The following is an 11115-nucleotide window of genomic DNA, read 5'->3' as shown; positions in this document are numbered from 1 at the left end:
AGCACGGTAGCAGTGTGGTGGATGGATTTTTAGATGGGGTTTGTTGAGCGCTTACCTTCGCGCGGCCTTTAGATGTTCGTTTAACCTGTCGGTATCACTCTTAAAATGAGATTGCCATGCGCTCAAAATTAACTGGTCGGCCTTTGTCGGTCTACCAAATTCGAATTCAAATCTCATGAGTTCCGAAATTCTTCCTGCGAGCTGTGTGCCAACTGGTAGGTCAAGTTCAGCACTTGCGCCAGCCCCGACCACAAACACAGTTTTATCTTTATACAAGGCCAGAACCTCTTCTAATTCATTTTGATTTGAATAAAAACAGGATCAGAAATTAAAAAGGGGGCCGACCCCTTTAGCTCAGTATGTCAATGTATATCAAGCTCTTTCATAATGAGATTTCCCACAACAATAAATTGTTCCTCTAAATCCTGGTCTTTTGAAACATCAATATTTTTAAAAAATTTATAGACGGCGGGTTTAATTAAAGTGTTGCTGTAGCTTCTAACTTCAGCATATTTAATTTCTTCAAAACTATATTTCTTGGCGCAAATTGATAGATAGGCTGCCGCTCTCTTTGTAATCTTTTCTGCGCCTTTAAAGTAGAAATGTCGGAACACGCGCACTGCCATTCCCCGAGGGCTAGGGTTTTCCTCTAAGACAACATCTAATATTCTTTCTGTTATCTCTTCAAAATACTTTTCTCGATATATAAAATTTCGAGTTCTCCAATTCATCAGAATCGCGTCCCAGTTCAATACAGTGGTTTCCGTTAGTGAGGCAATGCCTTTGTACTGTACCAAGCCTTGTTTTATAGCCCATGTTTCTCTGGCGTTCCAAATATCAACAGGCCATCCGCCAATAGTAAGTCTATAGCCTCCAAATTTGTTCTTAAAAGCATTTAAAGATTCAAGATATGAAACAAATTGAGTCCAGTCACCTTCAACCACTAAGTCAATATCAGAGTTAAAACCTTTCCTGCCAAAGATCGCTAAATCTCTTAGCACTCCACCAAATAAATATACATCGCCATCTGGTATAGCATCAGTAACAAAATCTAAAAAGCTAGCGATGCTCTTGCTCGGATGATCAATTAAAACCGTATTGTTTGCGTATGGCAGGTCAAGTGACAGTTGATTTGTCTTGTGAAGCTTTTCAACCGGCTCTCTAACTAGTCGTTCAACTCGTCCCCTAAGGTTTTCGATTGATCCAACAGGCTGTGTTTTAAACTTTAGCATTTTCGAAGCTTCTAATCTCGTTATAAAAATCGACGGCATAATTGTCGGTCATACCCGAAACCATGTCCGTCATTAATTGCAACTGTCTATATCTTTTTGGTAGAGAAGATTCGTTTTCATATGCTCTTCTATAGTTTTCTGATATTCGCTCGTAAACATATGTTTCAAAAGGGCCTCTTTTATCTTCGTTTAAACAAATAGATTTCCAAAGATAGTCCATTATTGCTCTAATGGTGTTGTAGCCTTTCAGCTCAACTTCAAGAACGCTTCTATGCAGGTAAGCATTTTCTTTGTCGAATATTTTTAGTTTCTTTTTTAAATTTACTGCTTGGCTAGCATCTAGCAAGTCTTTTGGGAAGCAACCTTCAAGTATCTGCTCTTTGTGTTCAATAAATGTATTAGAAACGCTTGAAACCATGGCGCCAATTGCATGGACGCGAAACTTTTGCATTGAAATATCATTTAGCTCTGAGGGGGATAGGCTAGTAAGGTTTTTTCTATACTTATCATTATCTTCGCAAGCTTTAGTGCAGACCTGATCGACAAGTTTATCTCCATTTCCATGGTGCTTTAAAAATGCTATTAAGTCATGAAACGATACTAGTTTTTTCTTAACGGCATCTTCCGCATCAAGCACCGTATATGCTATGTCATCACAAGCTTCCATAATGTAAGTTAAGGGGTGTCTTTTGCCTTCAGAAAGGTTGGTTTTTTTCCAAACATCTTTGACAATTTCAGCCTCTGATTGAAAGTAGCCAAATTTCTTTTTTGCTACATGCGGATTATCGCTATCATCAATCTTGTTTGACGGTACTGTGTACTTCATTAATGCAGCTAATGTGCCACACGTTAAATTTAACCCATATTCATCATCAATAATTTGTAGCCGTGTTAGCAATCTGATCGTTTGTGCATTGCCTTCAAATAACAAAAAATCCTGCTTCATTGCGTCAGTTAAAGGCGTATCATCTTTGTCTGCGTTTAAAATATCTTGGTTGTCTCTAAACCAGCTCCTGATTGCCTCTTCTCCTTGATGCCCAAAAGGCGGGTTGCCTAAATCGTGTGCCAATCCGATTGCGCCCAGCATGGCAGGAACGTTTCTTTTTGCATTCTCCCCAAGATCTTCAAAAACATTACTGTTGAAAGCTAAATCAACACCAATACTCCTCGCAAGATTCGCGACCTCGTGAGAATGAGTTAAACGCGTCCTGATACTGTCATTTCTTTCCAGTGGAAATACCTGAGTTTTATCTGCCAACCTCCTAACAGGAGTAGAAAACAAGATGCGATCATAATCCCTTTCTGTAGGTGTCCTCACTTCACTTGAAGCTTTTGAGCTTTTTTCTTTTGGCTTTCTTTTAACCTGGCTAAATAATTTTTTTAAATCCATCTTTACTATCCTTAGAATAAAATTCACTGGTTCCTTTACATTTCCTGCTTCAAATATCTTTGTAGATTTCACTGCTGGTCTTAATAAAATCAACAGCTTACCTGCGCAAGCTGTATGCTTTGTTTGAGTTTGACCCTAAGTTGAACTGATATTCCCAGTGGAATTAAATGCAGGCTTAAGTCTAAGTGCTTTTTGCGTAAAAGTAACATGGCAAAGCGGTACCGTGCCAACTAATGCTGGTCGCACCACGTCTGCCAGCGAATTTCAAGACTGTCGCGGAGTAGCGGGTTTGGTACACTCCGTGGCCACATTATTCGCTTGGTTGTTCATTTTCGTTTTTCCATTGCAGGTATTTCATGAATATTGAGTCACGTATTGCCGACGAGCTGGGCGTTCGCCTGTCCCAGGTTGAATCTGCCGTTACCTTATTGGACGAGGGCGCCACGGTGCCGTTTATCTCCCGCTACCGCAAGGAGGCCACCGGCGGGCTGGACGATACCCAGCTGCGTAACCTGGAAGAACGGCTGGGCTACCTGCGTGAACTGGAAGACCGACGCGTCGCGGTGCTGAAGAGCATCGACGAGCAGGGCAAGCTGACTGAGGCGCTGGCCGCCGCCATCCATGGCGCCGACACCAAGACCCGTCTCGAAGACCTGTACGCCCCCTACAAACAGAAGCGCCGCACCAAGGCGCAGATCGCCCGCGAGGCGGGAATCGAGCCGCTGCTGGAGGCGATTCTGGCGGACCACGATCTCGATCCACCGCTTGCGGCCAATGACTATTTGAATGAAGAGGCGGGCTTTGCGGACGCCGCCGCGGTGCTCGACGGCGCACGGCAGATCTTCATGGAGCGCGCCGCGGAAGAGGCGGACCTGGTCGGCAGGCTGCGCGACTACGTGTGGGACAACGGCCTGATGACCGCCGAGGTGGTCAAGGGCGAGGAGCAAAAGGGCAGCAAGTTTGCCGACTATTTTGAGTTTTCCGAGGCGCTGCAAAAGGTGCCTTCGCACCGCGCGCTGGCGCTGTATCGCGGTCGTACCGAGGGCGTGTTGCGCTTGAAGATTGCAGTGCCGGGGCAGGATGATCTGCCGTCGCCACTGGATCGCGGTATCTGCGAATCCATGGTCGCCGCCCATTTTGATCTGAAAGACGAAGGCAAGCCGGCGGACAAGTGGCTGGGCGAGTGCGCGCGCTGGGCCTGGCGCATCAAGATCGCCATGCAGCTGGAATCCGAGCTGAACATGCGCCTGCGCGAGGCGGCCGAGGAAGAGGCGATCCGCGTGTTCGGTGAGAACATGCGCGATCTGTTGCTGGCGGCGCCGGCCGGTCAGCACACCACCATGGGGCTCGACCCGGGCCTGCGCACCGGCGTCAAGGTGGTGGTGGTGGATGCCACCGGCAAGCTGCTGGAATACGACACCATCTTCCCGCATGCGCCGAAAAACCAGTGGGATCAGTCGATGGCCGTGCTGGCCAAGTTGGCGGAAAAGCACCAGGTCGATCTCGTCAGCATCGGCAACGGCACCGCCTCGCGCGAGACCGACAAGCTGGTGAATGAGCTGGCGAAAAAATACAGCGCGCTGCGTTTCAACAGCCTGATGGTGAGCGAGGCGGGCGCCTCGGTGTATTCCGCCTCCGAGCTGGCGGCGCGCGAATTCCCCGAGCTGGATGTGACCTACCGCGGCGCGGTGTCCATCGCCCGCCGCCTGCAGGACCCGCTGGCGGAGCTGGTGAAGATCGATCCCAAGGCCATCGGCGTCGGTCAGTACCAGCACGACGTCAACCAGACGCGGCTGGCGAAAAAGCTCGAGGCGGTGGTGGAAGACTGCGTGAATGCCGTGGGCGTGGAGATCAATACCGCCTCGGCGCCGTTGCTGGCGCGGGTCGCGGGGCTGTCGGAAACCCTGGCCACCAACATCGTGTTGCACCGCGAGGCCAGCGGTGCGTTTAGCAATCGCCAGCAGTTATTAAAAGTCGCGCGCCTCGGTCCCAAGGCCTTCGAGCAGGCCGCGGGTTTTCTACGCATTCGCGAGGGCGACAATCCGCTGGACGCCTCCGCCGTGCATCCCGAGGCCTACCCGCTGGTGGAAAAGATCAGCCAGCAGAGCGGCCGCAAGATCAGCGACATCATCGGCGACAAGACCTTTTTGAAGGGGCTGGCCGCCAATGATTTTGTCGACGAGCATTTCGGCGAGCCGACCGTGCGCGACATCCTCGGCGAGCTGGAAAAACCCGGCCGCGATCCGCGTCCCGAATTCAAGACCGCCACCTTTAAGGACGGCATCGAGAAGGTGTCCGACCTGGAGCCGGGCATGATCCTCGAAGGCGTGGTCACCAACGTCACCAACTTCGGCGCGTTTGTGGATATCGGCGTGCATCAGGACGGACTGGTGCACGTCTCGGCGCTGGCGGACAAGTTCATCAAGGATCCGCGCGAGGTGGTGAAGGCCGGGCAGGTGGTGAAGGTCAAGGTGATGGAGGTCGACCTGCCGCGAAAGCGCATCGGCCTCAGCATGCGGTTGACCGATGATGCCCGCGCGGAACGCGCAGCGGACGGCCCGCAGCAACGGCCGGCCGAGCGGGGCGCGGGCAGAAAACCCCGGCCGGCAAAACCGAAGGCGGCGGCTGAGGCCGGCAAAGCGGCCAGTGGCAAACAGGCCGGCAGCACGCAGGCCAACAGCGCCATGGCCGATGCCTTCGCCCGGTTGAAGCAGGGCTAGGCGCCTAGGTCTCGTACTTGTCCATCCGGCTGCGCACCTTTTCGATATAGTCGCGCGTTTCCCGGGCCGGTAACTGCCGGCGCAGGTGCTGGTAAAGCTTCTCGGCACTGAGCTGGTTGATCTTCTTCAGCGCATGCCGACGCCAGGAAAACCGGCTGGGGTAGTTGTGCCGGGAAAACTGTCCGGTGAAGGCGCTGATCACGCTGTCCGAGCCTGCATTATAGGCGGCGATGGTTGCCCAGGTGCGCGCCTGCGGGTCCTTGATCTGTTTGAAATGTTTGTAGTACAGCAGATGCAGGTAGGCGGTGCCTAACTGAATGTTGTTGTCCGGCTGGTACAGGTATTTCTCTTTCAGGATTTTGTCTTCCGCATACAGAAACCGATACGCATCACGCGCGCCGGTGCGCGGCACCAGCTGCATCAGTCCGAAGGCGGGGATGTGGGATTTGGCCCAGGGGTTAAAGGCGCTTTCGGTTTCGATCACCGCATAGATCAGGGCGGCGGGAATGTCGTGTTGCCGGGCATGGCTGTTGACGCTGGCGCTGAACCTTTCGGCACGGATGCGCAGGTGCTCGGGCAACAGCTTGAATTCGGTGCTGATCACCAGCCGCTGTTTGCCGTCCCTGCCGGTGAGCGCCCGGCTGTGCATGGCGCTGGCCACGGCGCTGGCGAAGGCCGACAGTTCTTGCGGGCTGAGTGGCGTATTGTCGATGGCGGCCACCAGCCCCGCCAGCACGGCGGGCTGTTTGCTGGGCGGCGGCGTGGGCTGTCTGACGATCTCGATAATGGAACGTTCGTCCGGGGGCTGCTGGACGGTCTGTTCGACCGCCGCCTGTAGCTGCCGGCGGGAGCCATCGGGGTCTTGCTCGCTGCCGGGCTTCAGGGCCAGCTCCACCTTCACCACCCCAGCGTCGTAGTCCACGATACTGCGTTGCCGATAATTGTCACGATAGGTGACGTCCCGCTTCGCCTCCGGTACGACGGCCTCGTCACCCCAGACCCGGGCGACATTCTTCTGATACTGCCGGAAGGCGCCCTGCAGCCTTTTTTCGTGTTCGATCTGGGCGGCGGTACGGACCTGCGCGGCAGTGGGCGTGGTGTCAACCTGGGGTGTCCGGGCGTCGGAGAGATAGCCCTCCAGCACCGTGGCCAGCGCCAGGATCAGGCCTACTGCAATCACTGAGGTAAGGATTTTCCAGAGCGCCATGGTGTCGACCGGTTGACTCCATAAAAACGGATGAACGGGTTTCCATCATAAAGCGGCAGGCGGTCCGGGGCCTTGATGGGGGTCACAAAAGCGGCCCGTTAGCCCGCATGGCTGCGCAAGTGATTTAGAGCTTGTCAGTCCCTTACCGGCCGTTTGGCCAGCTTACGTTGCAGGGTGCGACGGTGCATGTTGAGGGCACGTGCGGCGGCGGAGATGTTGCCCTCGTGTTCCAGCAGCACCTTCTGCAGGTGCTCCCACTCCAGGCGTTTGATGGACACCGGCTGCTCGGCCGGGCTGACGGCGACGTCGCCCTGCTCGCGTTGCAGGGCCTGCAGGATGTCGTCCACCGAGGCGGGCTTGGTGAGGTAGTGCACGGCCCCGAGCTTGATGGCCTCCACCGCGGTGGCGATGCTGGCGTAGCCGGTGAGCATCAGGATGCGCAGCGCGGGATGCCGGCTATGCAGCTGCTGCACGACCTCCAGGCCGGATTCCTGACCGATGCGCAGGTCGATCACCGCATAGTCGGGCTGGTGATCGCCGGCCAGTTCCAGACCGCTGGCCAGCTCGGTGGCGGTGTAGACATCAAAGCCGCGCTTCTCCAGCGTCCTGGCCAGTACCCGGCAAAAGGTGAGGTCGTCATCGACCAGCAGCACGGTGGACCGTTGGGGGCGGGAGTCGCTCATGGCGGCGGTCTCGCTCACGGCGTGGCCCGCTCCAGCAGCGGCAGACCGATGCGGGTGCAGGTGCCCCTGCCCTCGGGCAGCTCCCCATACTCGATGGTGCCGCCAAGGCGCTCGATGGCCGAATGGGCCAGATAGAGCCCAAGCCCGAGGCCGTCGGGTTTGCTGCTGTAGAGGCGCTTGCCGATGAGGGCCCGGGCCTCGGCATCCAGGCCTGGGCCACGATCCTCGATCGCCAGACGCAGGCGTTGCTCCGTCCATTCGGCGCTGACCGCGACCCAGTCCGGCGAGGCATCGGCTGCATTGTTGAGCACATTGAGGATGGCCTGATCGAGGGCGCGATCGGCGATGATACGCGGGGCGGGCTGGACGCCGTGCAGGCTCTGTTGCAGGCTGATCACCCTGGGCCGCTGCGCCTGCCACTGGATGAGCAGGTTGTCGAGATAGATGTCCACCGCCAGCGCCTCGCCGGCCTCGGCGCGCTGTTCGCCGGCCGAGGCGGAGATCACCGACAGGGCCGCCTTGCAACGCTGAATCTGTTCGCCGATCAGGCTGAGCTGTGCATGGAGATCGGCATTCTTGTGCGGCGGATAATCGTCTTTCAGCTCGTCGGTGATAATGGCCATGGTGTTCAGCGGGGTGCTGAGCTCATGCGCCGCGCCGGCCGCCAGTGTGCCCAGCGCCACCAGATGCTCGCTACGCAGCGCCTGCTCGCGGGCGGCGGCCAGCACCCGGTCGCGTTGCCGCAGGGTCTGCGCCATATTGGTCACAAAGAAGGACACCAGCCCCGCGCTGAACACAAAGCCAAACCACATGCCAAACACGTGCTGGTTAAAACTGGCATCATGTTGCATGTGACTACCAGGATCTAACGGTATGTAGACAAACACCAGCAGCGAATAGCAGGTGACGGTAATGCCCGCCATGCTCCACACGAAAGGCTTTCGCAAAACCGTGGCGGCGATCATTAGCGGCAATAAATAAAAGCCGACAAACGGGTTGGTGGCGCCACCGGTGAGGTACAGCACGCCACTGAGGGCCAGCACATCGGTCAATAGCTGCAGGAAAAATTCGGTCTCGGTCACCGGCCGTTGCTGTTGCGCGCGCCAGGCGGTAAAACCGTTCCACAGGGCGTGGAGGATGAAAATGGCGGCCAGCGGCAGCACCGGCAGGGGCAGGGCCAGCCAGCGCAGGGCGATAAAGATCATCAGCATCTGCAGGCCGAGGCTAATACTGCGGAACAGGAACAGGCGGCGCAGGTTGCGATGCGTGGTGTCGGAGGTGGCGTCGGGCTCGCGGGACATGGGGGCATTGTACGCGTTAGCGAAGCCGGTATTCCACATAGTGAGGAGGAGTGCCAGGGACTCATCGGGATCACCATCAGGAGGCTGGCGGGCCGGGCGCAGTGTGGGCAGCACCGGGTGCGACAATCTGTCGCATTGTTGGGGGCCCGGGCCCGGTCTAGTATCGCCATCAGGTTCCGCGCCGGGAATTACCGGCAGGGGCAATGACAGGCGCCGGGCACATCCGAACCCCATTCACCTGTTTTTTGTCAGGTGGTGCAGTGGGCTTGAACCTGAACCCGGCCTTGTCCGGCATTGTGCGATGGCAGTCCTCCCTCCCAGGTTGCTGCCCCCGCCACGCCACACACGGTTTATACCTCGCGCGTCACTGTTCCCCCGCAGCGTCTGCCGGCAGCTAACACCCCCTCCCTGGGTTAGCCGGTCAGGCGCTGCACCTATTTATGCTCCCTCTGCCAACAGAAATATCGACTGCATTTTTCCTCATTACCTCTGTTCCACGCCCGACGATTAATCGCATAAGCGGAAATCTTGTCCGCAAAGGGCAGGATCGTAAGGTGGGCGCTGCCCACCCTGCGGGTTATCTTGTTGTTGTCTTTATTGGTCTAACGAAAAATGTGAGCTGTAGCGTATCCGCGACGCTCAACCGCTCAGCCCGGACACATAGGCCGCAGTCAGCGGATGTGTCGGTGTCTCGAACAGGGGCTGGCACTGGCCGAACTCGATCAGTCTGCCGACGCGCTCCTTCATCCAGAAAAACGCTGCATAGTTGGCGATGCGCCGCGCCTGGGCCAGATTGTGGGTGACGATGACCACGGTGTAGCGGCCGCGCAGCCGCTGGATCAGTTCTTCGACGACGCCCGATGCAATGGGGTCGAGGGCGCTGCACGGTTCATCCATCAACAGCACGGAAGGCTCCAGCACCAGGGCGCGGGCGATACAGAGGCGCTGTTGCTGGCCGCCGGAGAGGGCCAGTGCCGGTGTGTCGAGCCGGCCGCGTACCTCGTTCCACAGGCCGACATCGCGCAGCGCGGTTTCGATTTTGTGTTCGATCGCCTCGCGGCGGCGCAGGCCGTGCTCGCGCAGCGGCAGTTCCAGATTGCGGCGGATGGAGAGCGGAAACGGGTTGGGCTTCTGGAAGATCATGCCGATGCGCCGCCGCAATGCCAGCACGTCGAGGCGCGGATCGAGCAGATCGGTGTCCTCGAAGCGCACCTCGCCCCGCACTTGCGCCGTCGGAATCAGATCGGTGAGGCGGTTGAGGGTGGAGAGAAAACTGGTCTTGCCGCAGCCCGAGGGGCCGATGAGTGCGGTGATGCAGCCGCGGTAGATGTCGAGGGATACTGCGTCCAGCACAGTGGTGTCGCCATAGGCTACCGCGAGATCGCGAATGCGCAGGTGCGGCAGCGGTTCGCAACAGGGCGGCCCCGATTCGACCTGGCCCAGGGTGTAGATCGTCTGGTGTTCATCATTCATGTGGCAATCCTCTTGCTGAGCCAGCGGTCGGTGAGACCGAGCGCACCGGCGTTGATGGCGATGATCAGCGCGATCAGCACCAGGGCCGATGCGTAGGCGGCCGGGTCACCGCCGGTGACGTTCATCGACAGATCGTAGATATGCACGGCCAGGGCACGGCCGGAGTCGGACAGCGATTCCGGCATCCGATCCACGTGTGGAGTGGGGTCATTGCTTGACTTTGCATCAAGCAATGCCCCGGCGCTTCTGCGGATATCGATGGTATCCGCAGGGGCCAACGGTTTGAGCTAGCGGTACCGTCACCATTAAATGGCTGAATTGTTAACGGTCGTTGACGGCATGTAAACGTTCGATTACACTTTTTCCGTGTTTACGATCAAACGCACCGATGAGTTTGCCGCCTGGCTCGATGGCCTGAAGGACCGCACGACAAGGGTGCGTCTGGCGCGCCGGCTGGACAAGGCGCAACGGGGCAACCTGGGCGATGTAAAGCCGGTGGGTGAAGGTGTGTTTGAGATGCGTGAATTTTTCGGGCCGGGCTGGCGCATGTATTACGCGCAGCGCGGTAAGACGTTGATTGTGATGCTCGGTGGCGGGGGCAAGTCGTCTCAGTCGGCCGACATCGCCAAGGCCGTGGCGTTGGCCGCCACGCTGGAGGATTAACCTATGCGCAAGAAGATTAAAGTCTCCGGACTGCCTGAGTTTGACATGGCCGAGTACCTGAAGAGCCCCGAGGATATCGCCGCCTACCTGACCCAGGTGATCGATGAGGGGGATGACGCGGAACTGGCGCACGCCCTGGGCGTGGCTGCCCGGGCCCGGGGCATGAGCGAGGTGGCCCGTGCCGCCGGTATGACCCGCGAGGGCCTGTACAAGGCACTGCGCCCTGACGCGCACCCCCGCTTTGAGACGGTGCGGCGGGTGTGCAAGGCGCTGGGAGTGCACCTGCATGCCGACGCTGACGATCCCGCCGCAGCCTGATAATCGCAGCGTTCTCATGGTGTGGGAAAGGGGGTATTGCTTTGCACATCCACCATTCAGTGTTTCAGGTGAGTGCAAAGTCAAGCAATGACCCCATGTCGTTGCAAAGTCAAGCAATGACCCCATGT

General features: G+C 56.9%; 9 protein-coding genes and 1 pseudogene. 3 read left to right on the top strand and 7 right to left on the bottom strand.

Annotation, left to right across the window (positions count from 1 at the left end; all coding sequences use genetic code 11):
• Positions 1-362: 362 nt before the first annotated feature.
• Both RRB22_15400 and dgt read right to left on the bottom strand, forming a co-directional pair.
• Positions 363-1232 (bottom strand): hypothetical protein, encoded by an 870-nt coding sequence (locus RRB22_15400; GenBank protein ID MDT8385789.1) that lies wholly within the window; start codon positions 1230-1232, stop codon positions 363-365.
• Positions 1219-2622: a dNTP triphosphohydrolase gene (gene dgt, locus RRB22_15395; GenBank protein MDT8385788.1), complete on the bottom strand. Its 1404-nt coding sequence runs from the start codon at positions 2620-2622 to the stop codon at positions 1219-1221. Before dgt ends, RRB22_15400 begins: the two co-directional genes overlap by 14 nt.
• 356 nt (positions 2623-2978) lie before the next feature.
• On the opposite strand from dgt, the gene RRB22_15390 reads away from it, so the two are divergent.
• Positions 2979-5342, top strand: coding sequence for a Tex family protein (locus RRB22_15390; protein MDT8385787.1), 2364 nt, complete (start codon positions 2979-2981; stop codon positions 5340-5342).
• A gap of 4 nt (positions 5343-5346) precedes the next feature.
• Here RRB22_15390 and RRB22_15385 read toward each other — a convergent pair whose 3' ends face one another.
• The 5 genes and pseudogenes from RRB22_15385 to RRB22_15365 form a co-directional block, all read right to left on the bottom strand.
• Entirely contained in the window at positions 5347-6549 is a 1203-nt protein-coding gene (locus tag RRB22_15385; GenBank protein ID MDT8385786.1) for a murein transglycosylase domain-containing protein, read from the bottom strand.
• Positions 6550-6683: 134 nt separating this feature from the next.
• The gene (locus tag RRB22_15380) at positions 6684-7232 is read right to left on the bottom strand and encodes a response regulator transcription factor (protein MDT8385785.1); all 549 of its coding nucleotides are present in this window, start codon (positions 7230-7232) and stop codon (positions 6684-6686) included.
• 14 nt (positions 7233-7246) lie between these two features.
• A complete protein-coding gene (locus RRB22_15375) occupies positions 7247-8533 on the bottom strand; it encodes an ATP-binding protein (GenBank protein MDT8385784.1) in 1287 nt (428 codons plus the stop codon).
• Positions 8534-9172: 639 nt separating this feature from the next.
• Positions 9173-10006: a phosphate ABC transporter ATP-binding protein gene (locus RRB22_15370; protein ID MDT8385783.1), complete on the bottom strand. Its 834-nt coding sequence runs from the start codon at positions 10004-10006 to the stop codon at positions 9173-9175.
• Positions 10003-10209 (bottom strand): annotated as a pseudogene (locus RRB22_15365) (phosphate ABC transporter, permease protein PstA). Before RRB22_15365 ends, RRB22_15370 begins: the two are co-directional and overlap by 4 nt.
• 163 nt (positions 10210-10372) lie before the next feature.
• On the opposite strand from RRB22_15365, the gene RRB22_15360 reads away from it, so the two are divergent.
• Positions 10373-10669 (top strand): type II toxin-antitoxin system RelE/ParE family toxin, encoded by a 297-nt coding sequence (locus RRB22_15360; GenBank protein MDT8385782.1) that lies wholly within the window; start codon positions 10373-10375, stop codon positions 10667-10669.
• Positions 10670-10672: 3 nt separating this feature from the next.
• Complete coding sequence (locus RRB22_15355; protein ID MDT8385781.1) at positions 10673-10987, top strand: putative addiction module antidote protein; 315 nt, start codon at positions 10673-10675, stop codon at positions 10985-10987.
• Positions 10988-11115 lie beyond the last annotated feature (128 nt).

This window comes from Gammaproteobacteria bacterium, from assembly GCA_032250735.1.
GTDB lineage: Bacteria > Pseudomonadota > Gammaproteobacteria > SZUA-152 > SZUA-152 > SZUA-152.
Note: the sequence above shows the minus strand (reverse complement) of the source record. Positions and strands in the feature narration are given on the sequence as shown.

Coding starts and splice junctions, on each gene's coding strand:
- RRB22_15375 (MDT8385784.1), bottom strand. CDS start 8,533: ATGTCCCGCGAGCCCGACGCCACCTCCGACACCACGCATCGCAACCTG.
- RRB22_15355 (MDT8385781.1), top strand. CDS start 10,673: ATGCGCAAGAAGATTAAAGTCTCCGGACTGCCTGAGTTTGACATGGCC.
- RRB22_15380 (MDT8385785.1), bottom strand. CDS start 7,232: ATGAGCGACTCCCGCCCCCAACGGTCCACCGTGCTGCTGGTCGATGAC.
- RRB22_15385 (MDT8385786.1), bottom strand. CDS start 6,549: ATGGCGCTCTGGAAAATCCTTACCTCAGTGATTGCAGTAGGCCTGATC.
- dgt (MDT8385788.1), bottom strand. CDS start 2,622: ATGGATTTAAAAAAATTATTTAGCCAGGTTAAAAGAAAGCCAAAAGAA.
- RRB22_15390 (MDT8385787.1), top strand. CDS start 2,979: ATGAATATTGAGTCACGTATTGCCGACGAGCTGGGCGTTCGCCTGTCC.
- RRB22_15370 (MDT8385783.1), bottom strand. CDS start 10,006: ATGAATGATGAACACCAGACGATCTACACCCTGGGCCAGGTCGAATCG.
- RRB22_15400 (MDT8385789.1), bottom strand. CDS start 1,232: ATGCTAAAGTTTAAAACACAGCCTGTTGGATCAATCGAAAACCTTAGG.